27 protein-coding genes, 1 tRNA gene, 1 other RNA gene and 1 pseudogene are annotated in these 23,854 nt (G+C 66.7%); 7 read left to right on the forward strand and 23 right to left on the reverse strand.

What is annotated here, in order from left to right:
• Positions 1-80: 80 nt before the first annotated feature.
• The 7 genes from VMT40_RS17110 to VMT40_RS17140 all read right to left on the reverse strand — a co-directional run bounded on the left by VMT40_RS17110 (position 81) and on the right by VMT40_RS17140 (position 5,550).
• Entirely contained in the window at positions 81-1,484 is a 1,404-nt protein-coding gene (locus tag VMT40_RS17110; protein WP_326359229.1) for a nucleobase:cation symporter-2 family protein, read from the reverse strand.
• Positions 1,485-1,515: 31 nt separating this feature from the next.
• Positions 1,516-2,421, reverse strand: coding sequence for a factor-independent urate hydroxylase (pucL, locus tag VMT40_RS17115; RefSeq protein ID WP_326359231.1), 906 nt, complete (start codon positions 2,419-2,421; stop codon positions 1,516-1,518).
• Between the two features lie 6 nt (positions 2,422-2,427).
• Positions 2,428-2,772: a hydroxyisourate hydrolase gene (uraH, locus tag VMT40_RS17120; RefSeq protein ID WP_326307458.1), complete on the reverse strand. Its 345-nt coding sequence runs from the start codon at positions 2,770-2,772 to the stop codon at positions 2,428-2,430.
• On the reverse strand, positions 2,760-3,257 hold the full coding sequence (uraD, locus tag VMT40_RS17125) for a 2-oxo-4-hydroxy-4-carboxy-5-ureidoimidazoline decarboxylase (RefSeq protein WP_326359232.1): 498 nt from the start codon (positions 3,255-3,257) through the stop codon (positions 2,760-2,762). The genes uraH and uraD overlap by 13 nt, the downstream gene beginning before the upstream one ends.
• A 117-nt stretch (positions 3,258-3,374) precedes the next feature.
• Complete coding sequence (locus VMT40_RS17130) at positions 3,375-4,778, reverse strand: nucleobase:cation symporter-2 family protein (protein ID WP_326359233.1); 1,404 nt, start codon at positions 4,776-4,778, stop codon at positions 3,375-3,377.
• Between the two features lie 153 nt (positions 4,779-4,931).
• Positions 4,932-5,318 carry a helix-turn-helix domain-containing protein gene (locus VMT40_RS17135; RefSeq protein WP_326359234.1) on the reverse strand — a complete coding sequence of 129 codons (387 nt, stop codon included), beginning with the start codon at positions 5,316-5,318 and terminating at the stop codon, positions 4,932-4,934.
• Positions 5,311-5,550, reverse strand: coding sequence for a thiamine-binding protein (locus VMT40_RS17140; protein WP_326306854.1), 240 nt, complete (start codon positions 5,548-5,550; stop codon positions 5,311-5,313). The genes VMT40_RS17135 and VMT40_RS17140 overlap by 8 nt, the downstream gene beginning before the upstream one ends.
• Before the next feature lie 50 nt (positions 5,551-5,600).
• Between VMT40_RS17140 and VMT40_RS17145 the strand changes: the two genes are divergently transcribed.
• Positions 5,601-6,365 carry an IclR family transcriptional regulator gene (locus VMT40_RS17145; protein ID WP_326359236.1) on the forward strand — a complete coding sequence of 255 codons (765 nt, stop codon included), beginning with the start codon at positions 5,601-5,603 and terminating at the stop codon, positions 6,363-6,365.
• Between the two features lies 1 nt (position 6,366).
• Here VMT40_RS17145 and VMT40_RS17150 read toward each other — a convergent pair whose 3' ends face one another.
• Together VMT40_RS17150 and VMT40_RS17155 are read right to left on the reverse strand one after the other, a co-directional pair.
• On the reverse strand, positions 6,367-8,028 hold the full coding sequence (locus VMT40_RS17150; RefSeq protein WP_326359237.1) for a hypothetical protein: 1,662 nt from the start codon (positions 8,026-8,028) through the stop codon (positions 6,367-6,369).
• Between the two features lie 60 nt (positions 8,029-8,088).
• On the reverse strand, positions 8,089-8,508 hold the full coding sequence (locus VMT40_RS17155; protein ID WP_326359238.1) for a hypothetical protein: 420 nt from the start codon (positions 8,506-8,508) through the stop codon (positions 8,089-8,091).
• A gap of 126 nt (positions 8,509-8,634) precedes the next feature.
• On the opposite strand from VMT40_RS17155, the gene VMT40_RS17160 reads away from it, so the two are divergent.
• The gene (locus VMT40_RS17160) at positions 8,635-9,036 is read left to right on the forward strand and encodes a CD225/dispanin family protein (RefSeq protein WP_326359240.1); all 402 of its coding nucleotides are present in this window, start codon (positions 8,635-8,637) and stop codon (positions 9,034-9,036) included.
• Between the two features lie 131 nt (positions 9,037-9,167).
• Positions 9,168-9,767, forward strand: coding sequence for a hypothetical protein (locus tag VMT40_RS17165; RefSeq protein WP_326359242.1), 600 nt, complete (start codon positions 9,168-9,170; stop codon positions 9,765-9,767).
• Between the two features lie 5 nt (positions 9,768-9,772).
• Here the strand turns inward: VMT40_RS17165 and VMT40_RS17170 are convergent, their stop codons facing one another.
• Positions 9,773-10,498, reverse strand: coding sequence for a GNAT family N-acetyltransferase (locus tag VMT40_RS17170; protein ID WP_326359243.1), 726 nt, complete (start codon positions 10,496-10,498; stop codon positions 9,773-9,775).
• A gap of 162 nt (positions 10,499-10,660) precedes the next feature.
• On the opposite strand from VMT40_RS17170, the gene VMT40_RS17175 reads away from it, so the two are divergent.
• Positions 10,661-11,188, forward strand: coding sequence for a phenolic acid decarboxylase (locus tag VMT40_RS17175; protein WP_326359244.1), 528 nt, complete (start codon positions 10,661-10,663; stop codon positions 11,186-11,188).
• 801 nt (positions 11,189-11,989) lie between these two features.
• Here VMT40_RS17175 and VMT40_RS17180 read toward each other — a convergent pair.
• A complete protein-coding gene (locus tag VMT40_RS17180; protein ID WP_326359245.1) occupies positions 11,990-12,262 on the reverse strand; it encodes a hypothetical protein in 273 nt (90 codons plus the stop codon).
• A gap of 33 nt (positions 12,263-12,295) precedes the next feature.
• Here VMT40_RS17180 and VMT40_RS17185 point away from each other — a divergent pair, with 33 nt between their 5' ends.
• A complete protein-coding gene (locus tag VMT40_RS17185; protein ID WP_326359246.1) occupies positions 12,296-12,544 on the forward strand; it encodes a hypothetical protein in 249 nt (82 codons plus the stop codon).
• 63 nt (positions 12,545-12,607) lie between these two features.
• Here VMT40_RS17185 and ssrA read toward each other — a convergent pair.
• The 12 genes and pseudogenes from ssrA to VMT40_RS17245 all read right to left on the reverse strand — a co-directional run bounded on the left by ssrA (position 12,608) and on the right by VMT40_RS17245 (position 22,210).
• Positions 12,608-12,980, reverse strand: a transfer-messenger RNA (tmRNA) gene (gene ssrA, locus VMT40_RS17190).
• A 115-nt stretch (positions 12,981-13,095) separates the two neighbouring features.
• Complete coding sequence (smpB, locus tag VMT40_RS17195; RefSeq protein ID WP_326306834.1) at positions 13,096-13,572, reverse strand: SsrA-binding protein SmpB; 477 nt, start codon at positions 13,570-13,572, stop codon at positions 13,096-13,098.
• Positions 13,573-13,604: 32 nt separating this feature from the next.
• The gene (locus VMT40_RS17200; protein WP_326359247.1) at positions 13,605-14,270 is read right to left on the reverse strand and encodes a slipin family protein; all 666 of its coding nucleotides are present in this window, start codon (positions 14,268-14,270) and stop codon (positions 13,605-13,607) included.
• A 379-nt stretch (positions 14,271-14,649) separates the two neighbouring features.
• A tRNA-Glu gene (locus VMT40_RS17205) sits at positions 14,650-14,722 on the reverse strand.
• A gap of 107 nt (positions 14,723-14,829) precedes the next feature.
• Positions 14,830-15,147, reverse strand: coding sequence for a MazG nucleotide pyrophosphohydrolase domain-containing protein (locus tag VMT40_RS17210; protein ID WP_326359248.1), 318 nt, complete (start codon positions 15,145-15,147; stop codon positions 14,830-14,832).
• Between the two features lie 378 nt (positions 15,148-15,525).
• A pseudogene (gene recQ / locus VMT40_RS17215) lies at positions 15,526-17,349 on the reverse strand (DNA helicase RecQ); the annotation flags it as partial.
• 109 nt (positions 17,350-17,458) lie between these two features.
• Positions 17,459-18,364, reverse strand: coding sequence for a permease-like cell division protein FtsX (gene ftsX, locus VMT40_RS17220; RefSeq protein WP_326359249.1), 906 nt, complete (start codon positions 18,362-18,364; stop codon positions 17,459-17,461).
• Positions 18,364-19,053: a cell division ATP-binding protein FtsE gene (gene ftsE, locus VMT40_RS17225; protein ID WP_326306829.1), complete on the reverse strand. Its 690-nt coding sequence runs from the start codon at positions 19,051-19,053 to the stop codon at positions 18,364-18,366. The genes ftsX and ftsE overlap by 1 nt, the downstream gene beginning before the upstream one ends.
• 57 nt (positions 19,054-19,110) lie before the next feature.
• The gene (locus tag VMT40_RS17230) at positions 19,111-19,248 is read right to left on the reverse strand and encodes a hypothetical protein (protein ID WP_326359251.1); all 138 of its coding nucleotides are present in this window, start codon (positions 19,246-19,248) and stop codon (positions 19,111-19,113) included.
• A 52-nt stretch (positions 19,249-19,300) separates the two neighbouring features.
• Positions 19,301-20,161: a mechanosensitive ion channel family protein gene (locus VMT40_RS17235; protein ID WP_326359253.1), complete on the reverse strand. Its 861-nt coding sequence runs from the start codon at positions 20,159-20,161 to the stop codon at positions 19,301-19,303.
• 2 nt (positions 20,162-20,163) lie between these two features.
• Entirely contained in the window at positions 20,164-21,288 is a 1,125-nt protein-coding gene (gene prfB, locus VMT40_RS17240) for a peptide chain release factor 2 (protein WP_326359255.1), read from the reverse strand.
• 64 nt (positions 21,289-21,352) lie between these two features.
• The gene (locus VMT40_RS17245; protein ID WP_326359257.1) at positions 21,353-22,210 is read right to left on the reverse strand and encodes a helix-turn-helix domain-containing protein; all 858 of its coding nucleotides are present in this window, start codon (positions 22,208-22,210) and stop codon (positions 21,353-21,355) included.
• Positions 22,211-22,354: 144 nt separating this feature from the next.
• On the opposite strand from VMT40_RS17245, the gene VMT40_RS17250 reads away from it, so the two are divergent.
• A complete protein-coding gene (locus VMT40_RS17250; RefSeq protein ID WP_326359258.1) occupies positions 22,355-22,948 on the forward strand; it encodes an NADPH-dependent FMN reductase in 594 nt (197 codons plus the stop codon).
• A gap of 116 nt (positions 22,949-23,064) precedes the next feature.
• Entirely contained in the window at positions 23,065-23,850 is a 786-nt protein-coding gene (hisN, locus tag VMT40_RS17255; protein WP_326359259.1) for a histidinol-phosphatase, read from the forward strand.
• Positions 23,851-23,854 lie beyond the last annotated feature (4 nt).

Raw genomic sequence — 23,854 nt, forward strand, 5'->3', positions numbered from 1 at the left:
TGCTAGTGCTCCCAAAACAATCCCGTCAAGGAGTCCCGGGAGCTACTAGCCAGTACTGTGCGACTACACGATCGGTACGATCAACGGATGTTGTCGTCCAGACGATCACCCAAGTCGTCCTTCGCGTCGTCCGCCGCCGCGAACACCGAAGCGCCGGGCTTGTTTCCGCGCCGGATCTCGTTGAACACCAGGTTCAACACGATCGCCGCGATGGCGGTCGCCGAGATGCCGGAGTGCATGACAACTCCGATGCCGGTCGGGAACTTGTCCCAGAACGTCGGTGCCGCAATGGGAATCACGCCCACACCGACCGCCACGGCCACCAGGACCATATTCAGGTTGTCGGTGAAGTCGACCCGCGCCAGCGTGCGAATGCCGCTCGCCGCAACGGATCCGAACAACACGATGCCCGCGCCGCCGAGAACCGGATACGGAATCCCGGCCACTACCGCGCCGACCACCGGGAACAGGCCCAGCAGTGCGAGCACGACACCGCCCGTCGCGACCACGAATCGGCTCTTGATGCCGGTGAGCGCGACCAGCCCCACGTTCTGTGCGAAGGCGCTGCACGGGAAGCTGCCGAACAACGGTGCGACGCCGGAGGACAGCATGTCGGCCCGCAGACCGGCCGCCACCCGCTTGGAATCGGCTTCGGTACCGACGATTTCGCTGATGGCGAGCACGTCGGCGGTGGTCTCCACCATGATCACCAGGATCACGATGGTCATGGACACGATGGCCCCGACCTGGAAGGTCGGCCCGCCGAAGTGCAGGATCGGCGGCAGCGCGAAGATGTCGGCCTTGCGGACTCCGGAGAAATCGGTGTGGCCGGTCATCGCCGCGATGATCGTGCCGATCACCAGGCCGATGAGGATCGACAGCCGCGAGATCGCGCCCTGGAACAGGCGACTGATCACCAGGATGATGACCAGGGTCAGTCCCGCGAAGCCGATATTGCCCATCGAGCCGTAGTCGGCGGCCTTGGCATTGTTGCCCATCGCCCATCGGAAAGCGGTGGGCAGCAACGAGAGTCCGATCACCGTGATGATCGTTCCCGTTACCACGGAGGGGAAGAAGCGCACCAGCTTCGCGAAGAAGCTGGAGAGCACCAACCCGATCGCGCCCGCGACGATGATGGCGCCGAAGACCGGCCGCAGCCCGCCCTCACTGGCGATGGTCACCATCGTCGAGACGCTGACGAACGAAATACCCTGCACGATCGGCAATCTGGAGCCGATCGGGCCGATGCCCAGGGTTTGGAGCAGAGTCGCCAGACCCGAGACGAACAGGCCCGCTGTCACCAGCAGCGCCATGTCCGAGACCGAGAGTCCGGCCGCGCCTCCCACGATGAGCGGCGGTGCGATCACACCGCCGTACATCGTCAGGATGTGCTGAGTTCCGTAGACCAGGGACTGCCAGAGCGAATAACGCTGATCCTCCGGGCGAGTCACGGTCACTTCCACGCGGCTATGGTCGTCGCCCATCGCCGCACCTCCTACAAACTCAGCTATCGACTCAGCAAAAACCCGGGATGGCGGTCCAGGCGTTGCCCGCGTCACGGGCGTCGTCACGCTCGACGGTGGCCTCGATGAGGCCGTACGGACGATCCGCGGCGATGAAGACCTCGCCCGGGTTCTCGACATTGAAGGGGCTCAGGTCGACCAGGAAGTGGTGCTTGTTCGGGGCCGAGAACTTGATCTCCGCGACCTCGGTGAACTGCTCCAGCACGGCACGGCCCATCGAGTAGAGGGTCTGCTGCAGCGCGTAGGAGTGCACCACGGCGAACTGACGCAGCAGCACCTTCAGGATGGCGTCGTAGGTCTTGTCCCAGTCGACATCGGTGTGGTTGTAGCGCCACTTGGCCACCAGCGAGGTCGCCATGATGCGGTCGGTGGTCGGCTGCAGGGTGGTGTACTTGTCCTTGAAGAAGCCGTGGAACTCCGAGCCGGTGCTCTTGAGGAGTACGAGATCCTTCACACCGGAGACCACGTGCGCGACGCGGTCCGGGCCGACGCCGTCGACGTTCACGACGGTGGTGCGCACGCCCTGGCCCGACTTCACGAACGAGTGATCGTGCGGCTGGCCGTCGACCTCGATGCGATCCCAGGCGTACTCCTCGACCTCGATGCGCGCACCGGTGGCGGTGGGGGCACGGGAGATGAAGTGATCGGCCAGGGTGAGGCCGTACTCCTCGATGGAGTGGATGCCCTTCTCCTTGGCGAAGGCGAAGGCGGTGTTCTTCTGGGTGTCGGTGGGCAGCACGTCGGCCTGGTCACCGGTGATGTGGGCGTCGGAGAACTCACCGCGCAGCGAGGTCGAGACGTTCAGGTCGCGGATCTGGTGGCGCGGGGTGTCGCGGTAGATGCGAACGACGCGGTTCTCGGCCTTGCCGTACTGGTTCTGTCCCAGCTTGATTGCCATGTGAGTTCAGCTTCCTCGGTAGGTGGAATAGGCGAAGGGGCTCATGAGCAGGGGCACGTGGTAGTGCTCGCCCGCTTCCCCGGCGACCTTGAAGGTGATCGAGACCGACGGGTAGAAATAGGTCTGATTCGTTGCGGCGGCATAGCTTTCGATGTCGAAGGTGAGGCGGTAGTTCCCGGCCTCGAGACCCTCGGGGCCCAGATCCTTGATCCGGCCGTCGTCATCGGTCTTGCCCTGGGCCACATCCCGGGCGACCGGGGTGACCTGTTCCAGCCGCACCTCGACACCGGCGGCGGGCTTGCCCAGCGCGGAGTCGAGGATGTGCGTCGTAATGGTGCTCACGCGTCGAATACCTTTCGCAGGCGGAGAACGGCGATCTTGCGGAGTTCCTCGGCGACCACGGCCGCCTCGGTCTCGTCATCGTTGGTGAGGCGTTCGGTGAGGCTGGCCAGGATCTGCTCGGCCGACAGGCCGGTGGCGCAGATCAGGAAGACCCTGCCGAAGCGCTTCTCGTAGGCGAGGTTGCCCTCCAGCAGCCGCGCGGCCACGGATTCGTCCTGGCTGACGCCGGACTGTTCCTGACGCGACCACGCGGAGTGGGTGTCGCTGCCCTGGACCCGATCGCCGATGCGGGGGTGTGCTGAAAGTGCGCGGTCCACCTCGGAGGCGGGCAGGCTCGCGGCCAGCTTGTCGGCGTGGGCCAGCACGCCGTCGATATCGGCGTAGGGCCGGGCCGCCAGCACGCCGTCCGCCCAGCTCGGGGCGTCACAGCAGGTCAGCAGGACCGGCAAGAGTTCTTCACTCGCTGTCGAATTGAATTCGACCAACGTCACCATTGGCGCTACCTCTCTCGGATAACGGAAGGGTGATTCCGCTAGAGGAGAGCGTGGCACGGGCCACACGACTTCGTCAACATTTTGTTGAAAATATACCGAAACTGCTGGTCAACGCACTCAACAAGCGGGTTTTTCAACAGCCGCGGGGGCTGCCGCCAGAACGTTGGCCGCGCGGTTGCGGAAGAGCTGGTTGAGCACCAGGGCCGTCACGCAGCCCGCGCTGATACCGGAGGCCAAGATGATCGAGAAGGGGCCGGGTAGGCCCTGATAGAAGGACGGGGCCACCGTCGGGGTCATGCCGATGAAGAGGGAGACGCCGACGATCAGCGAGTTGATCGGGTCGCCCAGATCGGCCTTGGCGAGGGTGCGGATGCCGCTGGCGGCGACCGTGCCGAAGAGGACCAGGCCGGTGCCGCCGAGGGCGGGTTTGGGGACCAGTTCGACTACCGCGCTGGCCACGGGGAACAGGCCGAGCAGGACCAGGAGCGCGCCACTGACGGCCACGACATAGCGGCTGTACATCCTGGTGAGAGCGACCAGGCCGACGTTCTGAGCGAAAGCGCCACAGGCGAATCCGCCCATGACCGAGGCCAGCATGGTGCCGATGCCCGCGGCGCGCAGACCGCCCGCGATGTGGTGTTCCGCGGCGGGACGCTCCACGATCTCGCCGAGCGCGATCATGGTGGCGGTGGATTCGGTCATGACCACGAGCATCACGATGCACAGCGAGACGATCGCGCCGATCTGGAATTCCGGTGCGCCGAAGTGCCAGGGCGGGATGAAGCCGACAAGCGCGGCGCTGCGCACGGGACCCGTATCCAGCAGTCCCAGTGGCCATCCCAGCAGTGCGCCCGCGATCAGGCCGATGAGCAGGGCCAACTGTCGGCCGATGCCGGTGAGGAATCGGTGACACAGCAGCACGACCACGAGCGAGAACCCCGCGACCGCAAGGTTCTTCATCGGCACGTGCGCCTCGCCCATCGCGCCCTCGCCCGCGCCGCTGATCCAACCCAGCGCGACCGGCAATAGCGACAAACCGATGAGCGAGATGACCGTGCCGCCGACGATCGGCGGGAAGAACCGGTGCAGCCGTGAGAAATACGGGGCCGCGAAGACCGCCATGGCGCCGGCCACCAGCGTCGCGCCGAAGATGACCGGCAGCGCCCGGCCCGGGGCGGCGTCCTTGGCAATGGCCAGGATCGGGCCGACCGCGGCGAAGGAGCCGCCATTGATCAGCGGCAGGCGCGCGCCGAACCGCCACCAGCCCAGCGATTGCAACAGGGTCGCCAGACCGGCGGTGAACAGGCTCGCGGTAATCAGCATGACCGTCTCGCCGGTGCCCAAACCCACTGCGGCGCCGACGATCAGCGGCGGGGCGACGACTCCGGCGACCATGGCCGCGATGTGCTGCAGGCCGCCCGCGAGGAGCTGGAACGGCGGGGGAACGACGTCGACGGGATGTCGGCCGGGCGTGGAATCTGCCTCGCCCGGCGTGGATTCAGCTTCGCGGCTCGTCTCCATTGGCGTACCTCTCTCGAACAGCGGAAGGGTCATTCCGCTAGACGAGAACAGTGGCACGCGCCACAAAGCAGGGTCAACAGTTCGTTGAATATATATCTGTCGGCCGATTGGGCCGCCCGGACGGGCGTGAACGCCGCGGGGCGGCAGGTCGATTCAGGCGCGCTCGCGGTTGAGGTAGTTGTAGACCGTGAAGCGGGTGACCCCGAGCGCCGCGGCGACGGTCTCGGCGGACTTGCGGAACGTGAACGCGCCCCGCTCCTCCAGCAGTCGCACGGCACGCTGCTTGTCGGCGCGGGGTAGACCGGTCAGCGGACCGCCCAGTTCCGCCGCCACCTCGTCGAGCAGCTTCTCCAGGCCGCCGTGGGTGTCGGGCTCGGGTGCGCCGAAGCGCACGCAGGCCAGGGTCTCGCCCTCCCAGACGACGGGGATGTCGTCGGCGGTCGCGTTATTGGGCGGCACCAGGCGGCCGCCGGTCTTCTCGAGAATCGGGGCGAGCGTCACCAGCACCGGGTGCTGCTCGCCCGGCGAACGTTCAGTCATCGTGTTCGACCTGCATCGTCACTCTCGTCGCGCCGTGCGCGAAGGCGGCCACCATGATCTCGCCCAGCACCGGCAGTAGTTTGTCGTCCGATCCGGCCACCGAGGTGCCCAGCGGACCGAAATCGCATTCCAGACCGGCCGATTCGGCGAGCTCGAGGGCCGCCACCGCATGGGGCGGCGCCTCCCCTTCGCCATGGAACGGTTCGGTCGTGAACTCCGCGCGTAGCCGCATGGGGCTCAGGCTACTATTCCGGCATTCGGAAAAATGAAGGAGGACCGGGAGTGCCCGCAGCAAAGGGGCCCAAGGCCGGTGGCGGGGGCGTGCAATCCATCGAGCGCGCGTTCGGACTGCTGGAGTTGATGGCCGACGAGGGCGGCATGATGGGCCTGTCCCAGCTGGCCACGGAATCGGGGCTGCCGCTGCCCACCATTCACCGGCTGGTCCGCACCCTGGTCGATCTGGGGTATCTGCATCAGGAGCCGTCGCGCAAATATGTGCTGGGGCCCAAGCTGATCAAACTCGGGGAGAGCTCCTCGCAGATGCTCGCGGTGCTGGCGCGGCCGCACCTGCAGCGGCTGGTCGACGAGCTCGGCGAATCGGCGAATATGGCCATGCTGGACGGGGATCAGATCGTCTATGTGGCGCAGGTCCAGTCGCGGCACTCCATGCGCATGTTCACCGAGGTGGGACGGCGGGCGCTGCCGCACTGCACGGCCGTGGGCAAGGCCATCCTGGCCGGGTCGCCGCCGGAGCTGACGCGGAATCTATTGCAGCGCACCGGGATGCCGCGCTACACCGACTCCACCATCACCGATCCCGACGAGTTCGCGCGACAGCTCGAGGAGACCGCGCGCAGCGGGTACGCCATGGACGAGGGCGAGCAGGAGCTCGGGGTGCGGTGTGTCGCCGTCGCTGTCCCCAAAGCCCCTGCGCGCCTGGCGATCTCGGTGTCCGGTCCGGTGGGTCGGATGACCGAGGATCTGGTGGATCGGGCCACCCCGTTGCTGACGGAAGTCGCCGAGGCGCTGTCCGCGGACCTGCAATAGGTCAGGTCCGGCGCAGCACCAGCGGGCCGGTCGGCAGTTGCAGGGTCAGGTCACCGAGGGTCGCGCTCGCCTTGATTTCGCGCAGGGTGGTTGTGCCGGTGAGGGTTTGGATGGCGGCGGCGAGGGCTGGGGACTTGCCGGGGAGTGCGTCGAGGACCTCCTGAGGGACCTCGATGGCACCGAGATACTCACGCGGGGTCGCGGTCAGGCCGTCGGCGGCGCGGAACATCCGCAGGGAATCCACCAGGCGCAGTCGTAGATCGACGCAGTCGCCTCCGGCGCAGAGGCGCAGCGGTGCGGGTGAGGCGGCGTAGTCGAAATTGTTGACGCGCAACGTCCATTGCGCCGAATCGGCGTAGGTGTAGTCGATGCCCGAGGGTGGGGCGAGAGTCTCCTCGGAGTGGTCTCCGGCCGGATTGTCGAGTGGGTCGGCGGTGAGATCCGCGTCGGTGGCCTCGAACCGCCAACTCGTCGCAGGGTCGATTGGCTTGTGCCAGTATCCATTTCGACCGCCGCTGCGCCCCTCCACCCGCAGCTCCCGGTCGGCGGTGTCGCCGCCGGTCTGGTGGATGCTGATGGCCGAGGTGATCTCGCCGGGAATCTTGGGCTGGCGCACCCAATCCGGGGCGGGCAGCTGGTAGGCGGCATAGTCGTGCGGGCCGACGATATTGTCGATCACGGCCATGTTCACGTTGGGGGCCACGGGTTTTCCGCGCTGGTCTTGGTAGGAGTAGCGGAAGAAGACATTGTCCGCGCCGGAGATGTCGAAATCCCACAGGCGCGTGTACATGTCGCCGTAGCGGTTGATCACGAAGGTGGTCGAGCCCGCCGCGCTCAGATTGACCGCTTCGAAGCGGCCGTTCTTCGGGCCCGACAGTTCATAGGAGTAGTCGTCGGGCGCGGTGAGATCGCCGCCGGGCAGCCACGGATCCAGGATGGTGATTCGATTCCCCTGTGGGCTCAGCACATACACGGTGGTCACGCCCGCGCCGCCGACCGGCTGGCGGTTGTCGGCCGAGTCGTTCCAGAAACCGCCCTGATCCCAGAAGCCCGGGCGGTTGGCCGGAATCAGCGAGGGAATCCGATTGTCCAGCCAGGACAGGCTCCAGGCGCGCGAGCCGTTGCGGACCCGCTGGCCGAACGGACCGAACCAGACCGGTGCGCCGAATCGTGAAGTCCAGGCCCAGGTTTCGGGGCCGTGGGCGGCATTGCCCATGGTGTAGATGCGGCCCGTGGCGTCGGTGGCCATCAGCATATTGCCGTCCACCGAGAGGGTGGTGAGCTTTCCGGCCAAGCAGGACGGTAGCCAAGCTTTCCGCCAGGGGGAATCGCCGGTGGCCGTGGTGACGTACAGGTTTCCGCCGTCGAGGGCGTAAGCCCATTCGTCATTGAAGCCTTGGCGTCCGGTGCGCAGGCCCACGCTGCGCGGAAGTCGCGCCGACGTCGTGTCGTCCGCGACCGCCAGCGCACCCAGCCCGCCGCCCGGATTGGGCGCGGAATAGAGCGAATACGGCGGGCCCACCGGCCCGGGCAGGGCCAGTTGGGCACAGCTTTCCAACGGCCCGTCCACACCGGCGACATCCGCCCGCGCCGGTCCCGCGGCCACACACGCCGCGACCAACGCCAGACCAACGCGCAGTAGTTGTCGAATAGCAGTCCCCACAGCCAACGGACCGTACCCGCCGGTCCGTCGCGGTGGTGAAATTCCGGGGGCTGTGTCGGATCAGGGCACGGCGAAGGTCGCGAATCCCGGGGTATAGGTACCGCCGGGCGCGAGCATGACCACCACCTGGCCGGGTCCCGTGTACAGCGTTGCGGCGGAAGGGATTCCGTTCAAGCCATCGGAGAGGGTCGCGACTCCGGTCGCGCCCGTGGACAGGTTGATCCAGTTGATCGGCTGAGAGTTGAAACACCCCCAGCCGCCCGCGTTCGCACCGGTGATCACCACCACACCGGGTTGGTCGCCGACCACGGCGGCGCAGCGGGCGGGGAAGGCGTCGAAACTTCCACCCGGATTTCCGAAGGGCGCGGCATTGATCTGAAAGGGAATCGTCACCGGGTCGGCCGCGGCGGTGCCCGCCGCACACAGGCCGCCCAATCCGAGGACGCCGAGAACAACAGCAAACGTGCGAGCGAATCTCATAACCCGTATCTCCTACGCAGCAATCTCACCGACGGTTCACGGCCAATTACCAGCCACGAGGCGCGTAATCGACCCCATACAGCTCGCGAAAACTCGCGGACCAGGCAATTCGAAAAGGATTACGCCATGACCACCCCCGAACCGGCCGCAACGCCAGAAGAGCCCCGAACAACCCAGCTTCCCGAGGCTACCGCGGCTCCGGCAACCAGTCAGCCACCGACACCTGTCCGCCCGCCCAACAATATTGGCTGGGCCGTGGCGTCCCTGCTGTTGTTCTGGCCGCTGTCGTTCTCCGCATTCACCCACGCGCTCAACGTCTTTCCGCTCTGGAGCGAGGGGGACGTCGAGGGGGCTCGGTACGCGTCCCATCGGGCCCGGTACCTGGGCATCCTTTCGCTGTGGATTGGCGGGGCGCTGTTCGTGCTGTTCGCCGTTCTGTACATCGTCGGGCTGCTGGTGCTGGTGCACCACGGGCATCACGGCCATCACAACTGGGGCGGCCCGGGTCCGCGGATGCGCCAGGGCTGACCGGTCGGGGCCCGGAGGCGAAGGGGCTGGGCCCCAACCATTTTCACAATGGCGGATTCGGTACATATCCGAACCGCCGTCCGTTCCGAATCCGATGCGATAGGCATCGATGTTTCGGAATGAGGTTCCCTATGGGCACATACCGGCCCACCCGTCCGCTTCGCCCCGCGCGCCGCCGCGCCGCCCTGCTCGCCCTTGCCGCGGCCCTCCCCGTCTCCCTCGCCTTACTCGGCGCACCGCCCGCCCTCGCCGAGGATCCGCCCGCGGTGACCCAGCCCGCCACCGATATCCCCGACTCGTCGATCCGCATCGGCACCGTCCAACTCCAGCAACCGGTGTGGTTGACGGTCGAGCAGACCCAGCAGATCAACGCCGCCGCGGCGGGTGCGGAATCCGCGCTCACCCAATCACTCGAAGCGGCCGGTCTCGATCGCGCGCGGGCCAGCCATATCGCCAGCGCGGTCGTCGGCGACGCAGCCATCGGGACGGCGGTCGGGGCCACCGCCGCCGCGCCCATCGCCAGTTCGGGTGCGCTGATCGGCGTCGTGGCCGGGCTCATCGCGGGACTTCCGTTCGCGCCCATCGGCCTGGTGATCGTTCCGGTGGTGGGCGCGGCGCTCGGCTATGCGATGGTCGCGGCGCCCTTCGCCGCGCTGGGCGCGGGTGTGGGCGCGGCGGTCGGTGCCGCCGACGGTCTGCTCAATCAGGTAAGCCAGCCCGCCAACGGCTGACTCGACTAGGCGGGAGCCTGTACGAGGGTCAGCGTTCCGCGCTTGCGCAGGGTGAAACCGAGCGTCTCGTACAGGCTGATCGCCGTCGCGTTGTGGGCGACGGCATGGAGGAACGGAATCTCGCCGCGGTCGCGGATTCTCGCCCCAACCGCGCGCACCAGGCGCGAGCCGAAGCCGCGGCCCCGGAACTCGGCGTCGGTGCAGACCGCGCTGATTTCGGTCCAGCCGGGCGGGTGCAGTCGCTCCCCCGCCATCGCGACCAGGCGACCGTCGATCCGAATGCCCAGGTACGTACCCATTTCAATGGTCCGCGGCGCATACGGTCCGGGCTGGGTGCGGGCGATCAGTTCCAGAATCTCGGGGACATCGGCCGCGGTCAGCACCTCGAGTTCCGGGTCGTGGGCGACCCGCAGGCCGGTGCCGTCCATCTGCACCGAGCCGAATCGGTCCAGGACCGTCCAACCTTGCGGCGGCTCATGCCCTTCGCCGCGCAGACCGGTAATGCCGCCCGGGCCCAGCAGGTTGGCCAGATCCGACCAGTCCTGCTCGTCCAGCACCGGCGGGTGACCCACGAATCGAGCGACCTCCGGGTCGTAGCGGCCGATCCGGCCCGACCATTCGGCGAAGCGGTGATGCGCGCCGCGCAGCGAGGTCCGCACCACGTCGTCGAGCGGGTGCAGCGGGGTTTCGAGGGCGGATAGTGCGGTATCGAGGGTCGATTCGGTCGTCACCAGAACTCCTCCACAGTCAGCGTCCGCCCGAGAACGTTAGCGAAGCGCAGGAGTGCCGCCACGGGTTGTGCTCACCGCGATTCCGCCGACCCCGTCCGGCCGTGGGATACGCTGGCCAGCGACACCCGGGTCTTGACGCAGGTCGGCCGAGAGGAGTTAGCGATGAGCGCCGAAGACGCCGCTGCCGCCCCCGCCCTGGCCGGGGACCTATCCGGCATCGTCGGGCGACACCTGATCTACGCGTACGAGAACGGCTGGAAATACGAGCTCTACGTACGCAATTCACACACCGTCGCCTTCCGCTGCCTACTGGGCCCCATGTTCGGCCGCTGGTCCACCCACCAACCGGCCAAAATGCTCCAACTCAGCGGCGACATGTACAAAATCGCCTGGGTCGAACCCACCGGCACGGTCACCGTCCTCATCGCCTGGCTCGGCGAACGCCGCATCCACACCACCATCTGCTACCCCCACTGGATGCTCGACTACCCCGAACCCACCCTCGCCCGCTACGAAGACAACCTCGACGAAATCACCGCCGAACGCGACAAGGGCCCCACCTACCCCCAAACCCTGGTCGCCTCCACCGGCCGCATCACCTTCCTCGAAACCCGGAACCCCAACGACGACACCGTCATCGACCGCCCCCCAAGCAAACTCCCCCACAACTACGCCAACCGCACCAACTGAGGCGCACGCGCCCGCGCGGCCGTCTGCACCCGTAGCCGCTGTGCCGAAGACCGGCTGACTGCTGGCGCTTTCACGTAGTACGTGATTCCCGGGCGCGGGGCTCGGCTCGTTCGCGTGGCGGCGACCGGACCTACTCGCCGCACTGACGGTCATACCCACGCAATTGACCGATACGGCGACCTATTCATTGAAGCCAATTGACTTCACCGTCCGGATAGCATGCGGAAGCCCTCATGATGGGCGGCACAAACCGAGTGCCACAGGATATTTCGGTGGGGGGAACCGCGCTTGACCACGAAACGAACCCGCCCGGGCACGGTCACCGGGGATGTTCCGTTGTAGCTCGGCTACGCCACGGCAGTGGCCCCGACTTACCGCAGAGTGATCCCGTATGGCGGATCGCGCGGCCGAAATATGCCACTGAGAAATGACGCAGACCGACGCATTCCACGCGTGCGCGTTGTGCGGCAAGAAGAGGAACAGCATGAGATCTACCCGCACCCATCTGATGATCGCGGGGGCCGGCGTTGCCGCGGCTGCTGCCGTCGCAACGGCTCTGGCGCCATCCGCCTCGTCGGATGTCACCGGCTCGGGCAATGGTGAGAGCGTCAGAGTCATCGGTGACACCTTCCATGTCGGCGGAACCTACACCGCGACGGCCACAGACACGATCATCTGCGGATCGACGATTCGGTTCTACGTCGTGACATCCCCGGGCAACTACGTTGAGGAACTGGGCCGAGCCCCCGCTTCAGGTTGCACAGCCACCATTCAATGGACCCCGGACCACCCGGGCCAGGCCTACTTCCACGCAAACGGCTTGGGTGGTGACACCACTGCCATCGTGACTGTGCTCAGCGCCGATCCCGTGCCGCCCCCCACCACGACCGTAGCTCCACCTACGACTACGGTCCCCCCGACGACGACCACCACCGTCCCGCCGACCACGACCACCGTCCCGCCGACGACCACAACGGTCCCGACGACCACCACCACCGTCCCGCCGACGACCACAACGGTCCCGACGACCACCACCACCGTCCCGACGACCACCACAACGGTCCCGACGACCACTACCGCACCGCCGACCACAACGCAGTGCCAGCCATGGCAGTGGAACTGCGGCCTGACCACGACACCGCCCCCTCCGACCACCACGACGTGTGCGCCCTGGGAATGGAACTGCGCCCACGCCACCACCACGGTCCCACCGACTACCACGATCGCCCCCACGACAACATCGGCCCCGCCAACCACAACCGCACCGCCGACCACCCCACCGAGCACGTGCTCCTGGTGGAAGATCTGGTGCTGACCACCTTCGCCGCCCGACCCGGCAAATTCGCCTGCAACTAGGCCAGCTCCCGATACCGGCCCATGAAAAAGCCCTCTGATCTGGGGTCCAGATCAGAGGGCCTTTGGTGGAGCTGCCGGGAATCGAACCCGGGTCCTCCGCCGCATTTTCAGGGCTTCTCCGTGTGCAGTTCGCTATGCCTCTACTTGGATCTCTCGGTCACGCGAACAAGCCGAGATGACGATCCCAGTCGCTGTTTGGTGTCCCGTCCGGCCCCGCGACCGGGTCGGACGGTAGAGCCCTCTAGCTGATGCCAGGGACCGGGTCGAGGGCGAACCCGGGCTGACAGACACGCTTCGTTGCTTAGGCAGCGAGAGCGTAGTCGCGCTGATTGGAATCGGCGCTTATAGGGTTACAGCGACGCTTATACGGTGGTCTCCTGCCTGCACCGACACGCTTCCCCTGAATCAACGTACGCAGTCGAAACCGTTCAGCCCCGTCTGTGTTCAACGATTCAGATGAACAACCCGGCTCTCACCGGGCTACCTATCCTAACACCGAACAAACCTTGGTTCATTCCATTAACGCGCCGCCGACCGGCCGAACCCGTGGCTCAGCCGCGCATGCCCTTGATGCGACGGCCGAGTTCGCGGGTGACCTCACGTTCGGCGTCGCGGCGGGCCAGGTCCTGGCGTTTGTCGTAGTCCTGCTTGCCCTTGGCGAGGGCGAGCTCGACCTTGACCTTGCCGTCGGAGAAGTACATCGACAGCGGGACCAGGGTCAGGCTCGACTCCTTGGTCTTGCCGAGCAGCTTGTCGATCTCGCGACGGTGCAGCAGCAACTTGCGGGTACGCCGGGGGGCGTGATTGGTCCAGGTGCCGTGCCCGTACTCGGGGACGTGCAGGCCGCGCAGCCACACCTCGCCGTCGTCGATGGAGGCGTAGGCGTCGACCAGCGAGGCCTTGCCCTCGCGCAGGCTCTTCACCTCGGTACCGACCAGCGCCACCCCGGCCTCGTAGGTCTCGAGGATCGAGTAGTTGTGTCGCGCCTTCTTGTTGCTGGCGATCACCTTGCGACCCTTTTCCTTCATAACGGTCAACTCTAATGACCGCCGCCAGCCGTTTATTCCTCGCCGGTGGCGTCGAGGACGACCTTGGTGCCCGGAACCGCGGCGACCTGCAGGGTGCGCAGGCGCAGCAGGGCCGGGTTCTCGGCGAGCAGCTTGGCGGTATTGGCCAGCGAGCGCAGGGCGGCGGCCTCGGCGCGGGCACGCTCGAGCTCGGCGCGGCCACGTTCGCGGGCCAGGACCGTTTCGAGGGCGGCCTTGCGGAGCTCGCCCGGGAGCATGAGGTCCTTGGCGCGCAAGCTGTCGACGCGGATGCCGAGGTGCTCGACCTGCGCGGCGACCGCGTCCTTGCCGGTGCCCAGCAGGGTGCGGTCGGCGACCAGCTCGTCGAGGGCGTGCGCGGCGACCAGGTCGCGCGCGACCTCCTGGACCGCACCGTAGAGGACGGTCTCGGCGTACTGCGCGCCGGTGGTGAACGCGACCGGATCGGTCACGACCCAGTCGGCGGCGAAGCTCACGCGCAGCGAGAGGCCGTCGCGGGTCAGCAGCTCCTGGCCGCCGACCTGCAGCACGCGCGGGCGCATATCGACGGTGACCAGGGTGCAGCGCTCGGTGTCGTAGCGGTGGCGGCCCGGTTCCAGCACCTGCTGGAGAACGCCGTCACGGAACAGCAGTGTGCGCTGCCAGTCCATGACAGTGGTGTAGGTGGACTTGTTGAACATGCCAATCTCCTTCCGGTACTTGGTTTTCGGGCACGACCGGATACGCCCTGCCCGGCCACGGCGCACGGCGGGAGCCTCCCCCGTCCATTGCCATCGACATGACATCGGACAGAGAGCTCGCAGAGCCGTGACACCGCCCACGACCGGGCAGGGCGCATCACGTCAAGGAGTCGAACCTCGGCAGATTTGGTCTGCGTTACCAGGAAAGGCCGTACCCGACGCGGGGAACGCGGTCCGGAGATTCCGGTGCGCCCCTTGGTAGCGGCCGAGATCAACGGTAGCGAGCGCATCCCGCTGCGCGCCAATGATTTTCCGGATCGGCGGTGCAGGGGCCGAAATGCGAAAAGGCCCTTCAGTTTTCACTGAAGGGCCTTCACAGTAGTCCCGACGGGATTTGAACCCGCGCTACCGCCTTGAGAGGGCGGCGTCCTAGGCCGCTAGACGACGGGACCAGGGCGCTTGCTGCGATCTTCGACCGCGGCAGCTCCGAAAGCTTATCCTGCCGCCGCCCAGCAACCAAATCCGCTGCTGAGCGCTGTGCCCGAGCTCACCGCACCCGTCACTCCGCCACCGGATCGCGCCAGCCACGCTCGGACATGACGGCCAACTTGTCGGCCACCGCCTCCTCGAGATCGATCCCGAGCTCCCCGGCGGCCAACCACGCCACAATCACCACATCCGCCAACTCGGCCCGCATCTCCTCGAACGTCCCTGTCCGCCGAGCCTGCCCAGACCACCGCCGATACGCCCCAACAAACTCCCCCGCCTCCTCCGCCAACGCCAACACCGCCCGATTAGCCGCCCCCTCCTCCGAAAACCCAGCCTCCCCCAGCCGCTCCCGTATCTCAGCCGCCACCTTCTGCATATCGATACTCATGCGGTGGCCGACCTACTGGTAGTCCGGTGGAAGGTCGTCGAAGTCGGGCGGGGCCTCGTCGGGCCACGGGATTTCATCGGCCGCAGCGAAATTCGATGGCGGTGCGGTGGTGATGCCACGACCCGGGCTCGAATCAAAACGGGATGAACGCGGCGAATCCGGCATTGCCGAGGACGGGCGGGCATTCGCTGCGGGGCCGAACCTCGACCCGCCCGCCGACGGCGTGGACCGTGTAGCCGAAGCGGTCGTTGGGGACGCGGAAACCGCTGGGGAGCTCAAGGTTTCGCGCAGAGCTCCGGCCAAGCCGCTGTCGGCGGATCCTGCGGGGGCACCCGCGCCAGGGTCTGCCGAGCCGGGTGCGGTGGTGCCTGTCGCGTTGGCGACGAGCTCGAGGACTCCCTCGCCGTATTTGGCGCGCTTGTTTTCGCCGATGCCGGAGATTCCGGCGAGGTCGGAGAGGGTGGTGGGTTTGCGGGTGGCGATTTCGCGGAGGGTGGCGTCGTGGAAGACGACGTAGGCGGGGACGCCTTGTTCTTTGGCGGTGGCGGCGCGCCAGGCGCGGAGTTTTTCGAAGAGGTCGGTGTCGGCGCGGTCGAGGTCGGCGGCGGCGAGGCGGGAGGCCTTGGCGGGCTTGGGGGTTCGGGTGGCCTTGGCGCGTTCGGGTTCGCGGCGGAGCATGACTTCGCGCTTTTCGAACAGGACCTGGTTGCTGGCCTCGGTGAGGGTGAGGACGCCGTAGTCGCCGTGCACGGCGAGCAGGCCTTGGGCCAGGAGCTGGCGGATGACGCCGCGCCATTCGATATCGCGGAGTTCGGTGCCGATGCCGAAGACCTTGAGCTCGTGGTGGGCGTGCTGTTCCACCTTGGGATTCCGCTTGCCGATGAGGATGTCGACGATGTGGCCCGCGCCGAAGCTCTGGCCGCGTTCACGTTTCAGGCGCAGCACGGTGGAAAGCACCTTCTGGGCGGGCACGGTGCCGTCCCACGCCTCGGGGGCGTTGAGGCAGGTGTCGCAGTTGCCGCAGCGCTCGCCCTGCTGGCCGAAGTAGGCGAGCAGCTGGACGCGGCGGCATTGGACGGTCTCGCACAGCGCGAGTATGGCATCCAGGTGCAGTTGCAGCTGACGGCGATGCATGGCGTCGCCGTCGGAGGAGTCGATCATCTTCCGTTGCTGCACAACGTCGCTGAGGCCGTAGACCATCCACGCGGTGGACGGCTGCCCGTCGCGACCCGCGCGGCCGGTCTCCTGGTAGTAGCCCTCGACCGATTTGGGCAGATCCAGGTGCGCGACGAAGCGCACGTCCGGTTTGTCGATGCCCATACCGAACGCGATGGTGGCCACCACGACCAGGCCGTCCTCCCGAAGGAAGCGCGCCTGGTTCGTCGCGCGGGTGCGGTTGTCCAGACCCGCGTGATACGGCACGGCCTCCACACCGTTGGCGGTCAGGAACGCCGCGGTCTTCTCGACGGAATTGCGCGACAGGCAGTACACGATGCCCGCGTCCCCGGCGTGCTCGGTGCGAATGAACGAAAGCAGTTGGTGCTCCGGCCGATTCTTGGCCTCGATCCGGTACTGGATGTTCGGCCGGTCGAAGCTGGCCACGAAGTGCTTGGCGCGGGTGAGATCCAGCCGCTCGGCGATCTCCTTGCGGGTCGCCTCGGTGGCCGTCGCGGTCAAAGCGATGCGCGGCACATCCGGCCACCGCTCGTGCAGCAGCGACAGCCCCAAGTAGTCGGGCCGGAAATCGTGGCCCCACTGCGACACACAGTGCGCCTCGTCGATGGCGAAGACGGAGATCTTGCCCCGATCCAACAGCGCGGCCGTGGACTCCAGCCGCAACCGCTCCGGCGCGAGATAGAGCAGATCCAGCTCCCCCGCCACGAATTGCGCCTCGACCGTGCGCCGTTCGTCCGGGAACTGCGTCGAGTTCAGGAATCCGGCCCGCACGCCGACGGCATTGAGCGCGTCCACCTGATCCTGCATCAGGGCGATGAGCGGCGAGATCACCACGCCCACGCCCGGCCGCACCAGCGCCGGAATCTGATAGCACAGCGACTTTCCGCCACCGGTGGGCATCAACACCAGCGCGTCGCCGCCGGAGATCACCTGTTCGACGATCTCCCGCTGCGGCCCGCGAAAACTGTCGTACCCGAAGGTCTTTCGCAAAACCTGGTGTGCCGGATCATTTCCGGCGTCACCCAGGTTCCCGACAGCTACGGTTTCGACCTCCGGCGCGCTCACGGCCGCAATCCTACGGACACCATCCGACAGCTCGAGCCCCGTTGGCGCGTAATAGCCGAACTTCGCACCCTCACTCGCGGACGTAGTAGCGCAAGGCGGCATATGCCGTCAGCGCGGCGAATCCGACACCGATCGGTGTGACGATCATCGCAACGGCGGCAATGTCATCGCCCGTAATGCGCGGCAGCACCTGGTCATTGAACAGCGACCCGAGCGCCCGGTTGATCACCAGCGGTTGCGCGACGAACAGACCGGCAATGGCCAGCACCGATCCGACCAACGCGGCCAGCACCGCTTCCAGCAGGAACGGCAGCTGCGTGTACCACCGCGTCGCGCCGACCAGTCGCATGATGCCGACTTCGGTCTTGCGGGCGAGCGCGGCCACCTGAACCATATTCGCGATCAGCAGCAAGGCGGCAAGAGCCTGCAGTGCCGCCAAACCGAATGCGGCATTGCGCAATCCGACGAAGAAGCTGACCAGCCGGTCCACGATGTCCATGTCATTGAGCACCGTCATGACCCCGGCCCGCTTGGAGAAATCGTCATAGATGGACCGGTATTCGGTGACGTCGTCGAGCTTCACCCGGAACGAGGCGGGCAGCCCGTCCTTGCTCACCTCGTCGGCGAGCCCCGGCTGATCCTTGAAGGTGGTCTCCTTGACCTCCTTCACCGCGTCGGCGCTGTTGACGAACTGCACGCTCGCCACATGCGCGTGCTTCTTCAGATCCGACATGAGCGCCGCGCACGGCTGCCCGGTGCAGTCCGGATCGGTCTTCGACACCTGATCGTCGAGGTAGAGCCGGATTTCGACGCGCTGGACGTAGTAGTCCTGAATCTTGTCGGCCATGCGCACCGCCAGCAGACCGCCGCCGAGCATGGTCAGCGACACCGCGGTCGTCAGGATCATGGCGATGGTCATGGTGACATTGCGCCGCAGGCCGGTGAAGACCTCGCTGAACAGGAATCCGACGCGCATTACCGACCCACCCCGTAGACGCCCATCTCGTCGTCGCGCACGATGCGCCCGCGATCGAGTTCGACCACGCGCCGCCGCATGGCGTCGACGATGGTGTTGTCGTGGGTGGCCATGACCACCGTGGTTCCGGTGCGATTGATGCGTTCGAGCAAGGTCATGATGTCTGCGCTGGTCTCCGGGTCGAGGTTGCCGGTCGGTTCGTCGGCCAGCAGTACCAGCGGCCGGTTCACGAAGGCGCGCGCGAGCGCGACCCGCTGCTGTTCACCGCCGGAGAGTTCGCCGGGCAGCCGGTCGGCCTTGCCCGCGAGCCCGACCATGTCGAGCGCCTCGGGCACCGAGCGATTGATGAATGCTCGTGATTTGCCAATCACTTCCAACGCGAACGCCACATTCTGCTCGACGGTCTTCTGCTGCAGCAGCCGGAAGTCCTGGAACACACAGCCGATGCGCTGACGCAGCTTGGGCACCCTGCGCCCGGGCAGCTTGTCGACCCGGAAGTCGGCGACCCACACCTCACCGGTGGTCGGCTTCTCGTCCTTGAGCAGCAACCGCATGAACGTGGACTTTCCGGACCCCGAGGGGCCGATAACGAAGACGAACTCGCCTTTTCCGATATCTACGGAGACATTGTCCAGCGCGGGCCGCGTCGAGGTCTGATACGACTTGGTGACGTTGCGCAGGGTTATCACGGGGAGCCAGTGTAGCCAGCACCGCGGCATGGCTGACTACACCGCGCGGAGGTCAACTCAATGCTTGGTCGGCTCGGAAGTGTTTGGCAGATAGTTGCTGAGCATGGTGTTCACGATCGGCGGGCTGGTCTTGGGCTCGTGTTCTGCGGGCTTGACGAAGATGTACAGAACGAACGTTCCGACCCACACGGCCATCAGGATCGCCGTGGATTTCCGTGTTCTCAACGCCGTGGACCTACGTGCTCTCTTAACTAGCTCCGTCACTGAGACCCTCCCGGCGCAGGGCCGCGGCCACTCGCACCCGCAGCTCTCGCCCTACTTCGAACTGTTTGCCCGGTAGCGTCCTTGCCACCATCTTGATGTTCATCTGGTTGACGGTGAGATCTTCGACACCCATCACGCTGGGCTCGTCCAACAGCAGGGCCTTCAGCTTGCGATCGGCGAAGGCCTTGGCGCCCACGTCGTGCAGGATCTCGTTGACCTTGTTGATGTCGGCGGTGGCGGGAACGGGCACGTCGATGGCGGCGCGCGCCCAATCCTTCGACAGATTGGTCACTTTCACGATCTGACCGTTCGGGACGATTATCACTTCACCGTCGGCGCTACGCAGAGTCGTGATGCGCAACGTGACGTCCTCGACCGTACCCTCGGCCTCGGTCGAGTTTCCAGTGACTGCGATCCGCACGACATCGCCGAAGCCGTACTGTCTTTCGGTAATCAGGAAGAATCCCGCGAGCAGATCCTGCACGATGCGCTGCGCGCCGAAACCCAGTGCGGCACCGAGGACCGCGGCCGGGGCCACCAGACCGCCGAGCCCGAAACCGAAGCGCCGCAACACTTCCAGTGACACCAGGAAATACACGACGGACAGCACCACCCAGGTGATGACCTGTGCCAACGCATGTCGGTGCTTGGCCGCCTCGGAACGCACCAGCGAATCGCTGCTGTGGAATCCGGCGTCGATCTTGCGGGTGATCCGGTCGCGGACATAGGTCGCGGCGCGGCTGAAAAGCATGGCGCCGACGATCAGCAGCACGATCTCGAGACCGCTGGACCGGACCCAGTTCCCGACTTCGGCTCCCGCGCCCGCGGCGTGAATCGAAAGCATGCTTACCCCTGGCTCGTGGACTGCTCCCGCATGCGCCAGCGGATGCCGGACTCGATGAAGGCGTCGATATCGCCGTCGAGCACGGCCGAGGGATTGTTGACCTCGTAACCGGTGCGCAGATCCTTCACCATCTGGTACGGGTGCAATACGTAGGAGCGCATCTGGTTGCCCCAGGACGCGCCCTCATTGGTCTTGAGCGCGTCCATCTGGGCGCGCTCTTCCTGTCGCTTGCGTTCCAGCAGCTTGGCCTGCAGCACGCGCATGGCCGAAATCTTGTTCTGCAGCTGGGATTTCTCGTTCTGGCAGGTGACGACGATGCCGGTCGGAATGTGGGTCAGGCGGACCGCGGAGTCGGTGGTGTTGACCGACTGGCCGCCGGGGCCCGAGGACCGGTAGACGTCGACGCGAACCTCGTTCTCCGGAATCTCGATGTGGTCGGTGGTCTCGACCACCGGCAGCACCTCGACCTCGGCGAAGGAGGTCTGGCGGCGGCCCTGGTTGTCGAACGGGCTGATACGGACCAGTCGGTGCGTACCCATTTCGACCGAGAGCGTGCCGTAGGCGTAGGGCGTCTTGACCGTGAAGGTGGCCGACTTGATGCCCGCCTCCTCCGCGTACGAGGTGTCGTAGATCTCGACCGGGTACTTGTGCGACTCGGCCCAGCGGATGTACATGCGCATGAGCATCTGCGCCCAGTCCGCGGCGTCCACGCCACCCGCGCCGGAGCGAATATTGACCAGCGCCTCACGCTTGTCGTATTCGCCGGAGAGCAGGGTGCGGACCTCCATGGCCTCGACATCGGCGTGCAGGCTGGCCCGCTCGGCATCGGCGTCGGCGAGGGCCGCGGTCTGATCCGCGCCCTCCTCGGCCTCGGCCAATTCGTAGAGCACCGGCAGATCCTCGAGCCGCTGACGCAGCTCGCGCACGCGGCGCAATTCGCTCTGCGCGTGGGACAACTCGCTGGTCACGGCCTGGGCGTGTTCCTGGTTGTTCCACAACTCCGGGTCCGCCGCCTGCTGTTCCAGCTCGTCGATGCGGCGCGCCAGCTCGTCGATATCGAGCACAGACTCGATGGTCTTCAGAGTCGTGTCGAGTTCGGCCAAGTCAGCGGAAACGTCAGGATGCACGGTGTTCAAATCTACCGCCCCGGGACATAACGCTGAAACTTCGGCGCTCGAGCCGCGTTCGCCCTCAACCGGCGACGGCGCGCAGACCGCCCGGGCGGCGGCCGACCAGGCGATCCAGCGCCGTGGCGGTGGCGTCGTCGGCCGGGAGGTAGACCATGAGGAATTGGTCGTCGTCGGCCGAGAGGTTGAGGGTTTCATAGGCCAGGCGCAGGGGTCCGGCCTCGGGGTGGGTGAGGCGGCCGACGCCATTGGTGTCGGGGAGGCCGGGGAGGGTGTCGAGTCGGCGGGTGAATTCGGGGCCGACCGTGGCGGCGAGTTCGTCCATCAGGGCGTTGACGTGCGGGTCGGCGCGCCCGGGACCCTGTTTGAGGGTGGCGACCACCTTGTCCGCCTTGTGTTCCCAGTCGGGGTAGGCCTCCCGGGCCCGCGGGTCGGACAGGACGAAACGGGCATAGCTGCCGGGTAGTCCGCCGTCGAGCAATCCGATCGGGCCGAAGAGGGCACGGTAGCCGTCGGTCACGGCGAGGATTTCGCTGAGCCGGTTCATGAGGGCGGCGGGCGCGGGTTCGAGCTGGTCGAGCATGGCCCGCACGGCCGGGCGGACGCGGCGATTGGGTCCGGAACCGCCGCGGCAGTTGAAGTTCGGATCCCCGGCCTTGGCGAAGTTGAGCAGGTGCACCCGCTGGGCGGGGGTCAGGCGCAGCGCGTCGGCCAGCGCCATCAGCACCTCCGAGGAGGGTCGCCGGTCGCGGCCCTGCTCGAGTCGGGTCAGGTATTCCACGGAAACCCCGGCGAGCGTGGCCAATTCGGCGCGGCGCAGGCCGGGGGTGCGGCGGCGGGTGCCGGTCGGCAGGCCCAGCTCCGCGGGCGTCACCGCCTCTCGGCGCTGCCGCAGAAATAGTCCCAGCTCGTTCTCACTCACCATTCGACGGTAACAATGGCCGCGACGCTTATCGTGTCCCTGCCACTACCACCCTCAGCGTGGTCTCCCTAGCGCTTTCGCCGGATCGCAGAGTTGATCTCGAGCGGCCGACCCGGCCGCAGCGAATCTCGAAGGAGACCCACAATGAGCAGCACCCTGCGCCTCGCGGTGATCATCGGCAGCGTCCGGGAGGGACGCTTCGGGCCGGTGGTGGCGAACTGGTTCGCCGGGCAGGCCCGCGCCCACGGCGGGTTCGAGGTGGATGTCATCGACCTGGCCGACTACAACCTGCCGCACGAGCTGCCCGCGACCCCGCTGGTGATGGCGCCGAATCCGGAGCGCCCCGGCCGGGGCGAGGAACTGGCCGCCCGCCTCGCCGCCGCCGACGCGTTCGTCATCGTCACCCCCGACATCAACCGCAGCTTCCCGTCCTCGCTGAAGACCGCCATCGACTGGCATTTCACCGAATGGGACCGCAAGACCGTCGGTTTCGTCGGCTACAGCGGCAAGTCCGGCGGGCTGCTCGCGATCGAGGGCCTGCGCGCGGTCTTCAATGAACTCAACGCCCACACGGTGAAGGACTACGTCTCCTTCTCCCGCTACTACCTGCTGTTCGACGAGAACGGCGTCCTCCTCGACCCCACCGAATTCGAGGATTCCGCCACCCGCCTCCTGGACCAACTCCACTGGTGGGCAACCGCTCTCACCGCCGCCCGCACGGTCGCGGTTCCCGCCTAGGTCATCGAGTGGCACACCACGGAGGGAATCCGGACAAATCTCCTCACTGGTGTGCCACTCGACGTTGTGCCGGGAGGACACCCATCGTTAACTGGACTGGACTAACGTGCTGGGGCGTGACCCGATACTCCGCTGACCTGGAACTCGCGCTGCAGCTGGCCGACGCGGCCGACGTCATTACCCGTGAGCGGTTCGGAGCGCTCGACCTGAAGATCGATTCCAAGCCGGATCTGACACCGGTCTCGGACGCCGATCTGGCGGTCGAGCGGAAGGTCCGCGAGATTCTCGGGTCCGAACGGCCCGGTGACCTGGTGCTCGGCGAGGAGTTCGGCGGCGATGTCGAATTCAGCGGGCGCCAGTGGGTCATCGATCCGATCGACGGCACCAAGAACTTCGTGCGCGGGGTGCCGGTGTGGGCCTCGCTCATCTCGCTGCTCGAGGACGGCGTGCCGGTGGTGGGCGTGGTCAGCGCGCCCGCGCTCGCCCGGCGCTGGTGGGCGGCCACCGGTTCGGGTGCGTGGAGCAGTTTCGAACAGGGCGAGCCGCGCGCGATTTCCGTCTCCGCGGTGGCCGAGCTCGGTGCGTCCAGTCTCGCCATCTCGAGCCTGTCCGGCTGGCGTGCGATCGGCCGCCGCGCCAAACTCATCGCGCTGACCGACGAGGTCTGGCGGGTGCGCGGCTACGGCGACTTCTTCGGTTACACCCTGCTCGCCGAGGGCGCGGTCGATATCTGCACCGAACCCGAACTATCCCTGTGGGACATGGCCGCCCTCGACATCCTCATTCGCGAGGCGGGCGGCACCTTCACCGCGCTCGACGGCACGCCGGGTCCGCACGGCGGCAGCGCGGTCGCCACCAACGGGCATCTGCAGGATCAGGTGCTCGCGGCGCTGCAGGCCTGAGGTT

Origin of the sequence: Nocardia sp. CDC160 (genome assembly GCF_035818795.1) — a bacterium.
In the GTDB taxonomy this organism is placed as follows: Bacteria; Actinomycetota; Actinomycetes; order Mycobacteriales; family Mycobacteriaceae; genus Nocardia.

What these genes read in the sequence shown, in the direction of transcription:
- VMT40_RS17110 (WP_326359229.1), bottom strand. Translation starts at nt 1,484, where the DNA reads ATGGGCGACGACCATAGCCGCGTGGAAGTGACCGTGACTCGCCCGGAG.
- pucL (WP_326359231.1), bottom strand. Translation starts at nt 2,421, where the DNA reads ATGGCAATCAAGCTGGGACAGAACCAGTACGGCAAGGCCGAGAACCGC.
- uraD (WP_326359232.1), bottom strand. Translation starts at nt 3,257, where the DNA reads ATGGTGACGTTGGTCGAATTCAATTCGACAGCGAGTGAAGAACTCTTG.
- VMT40_RS17130 (WP_326359233.1), bottom strand. Translation starts at nt 4,778, where the DNA reads ATGGAGACGAGCCGCGAAGCTGAATCCACGCCGGGCGAGGCAGATTCC.
- VMT40_RS17135 (WP_326359234.1), bottom strand. Translation starts at nt 5,318, where the DNA reads ATGACTGAACGTTCGCCGGGCGAGCAGCACCCGGTGCTGGTGACGCTC.
- VMT40_RS17140 (WP_326306854.1), bottom strand. Translation starts at nt 5,550, where the DNA reads ATGCGGCTACGCGCGGAGTTCACGACCGAACCGTTCCATGGCGAAGGG.
- VMT40_RS17155 (WP_326359238.1), bottom strand. Translation starts at nt 8,508, where the DNA reads ATGAGATTCGCTCGCACGTTTGCTGTTGTTCTCGGCGTCCTCGGATTG.
- VMT40_RS17160 (WP_326359240.1), top strand. Translation starts at nt 8,635, where the DNA reads ATGACCACCCCCGAACCGGCCGCAACGCCAGAAGAGCCCCGAACAACC.
- VMT40_RS17165 (WP_326359242.1), top strand. Translation starts at nt 9,168, where the DNA reads ATGGGCACATACCGGCCCACCCGTCCGCTTCGCCCCGCGCGCCGCCGC.
- VMT40_RS17175 (WP_326359244.1), top strand. Translation starts at nt 10,661, where the DNA reads ATGAGCGCCGAAGACGCCGCTGCCGCCCCCGCCCTGGCCGGGGACCTA.
- VMT40_RS17185 (WP_326359246.1), top strand. Translation starts at nt 12,296, where the DNA reads ATGGCAGTGGAACTGCGGCCTGACCACGACACCGCCCCCTCCGACCAC.
- smpB (WP_326306834.1), bottom strand. Translation starts at nt 13,572, where the DNA reads ATGAAGGAAAAGGGTCGCAAGGTGATCGCCAGCAACAAGAAGGCGCGA.
- VMT40_RS17200 (WP_326359247.1), bottom strand. Translation starts at nt 14,270, where the DNA reads ATGTTCAACAAGTCCACCTACACCACTGTCATGGACTGGCAGCGCACA.
- VMT40_RS17210 (WP_326359248.1), bottom strand. Translation starts at nt 15,147, where the DNA reads ATGAGTATCGATATGCAGAAGGTGGCGGCTGAGATACGGGAGCGGCTG.
- ftsX (WP_326359249.1), bottom strand. Translation starts at nt 18,364, where the DNA reads ATGCGCGTCGGATTCCTGTTCAGCGAGGTCTTCACCGGCCTGCGGCGC.
- VMT40_RS17230 (WP_326359251.1), bottom strand. Translation starts at nt 19,248, where the DNA reads ATGGCCGTGTGGGTCGGAACGTTCGTTCTGTACATCTTCGTCAAGCCC.
- VMT40_RS17235 (WP_326359253.1), bottom strand. Translation starts at nt 20,161, where the DNA reads ATGCTTTCGATTCACGCCGCGGGCGCGGGAGCCGAAGTCGGGAACTGG.
- VMT40_RS17250 (WP_326359258.1), top strand. Translation starts at nt 22,355, where the DNA reads ATGAGCAGCACCCTGCGCCTCGCGGTGATCATCGGCAGCGTCCGGGAG.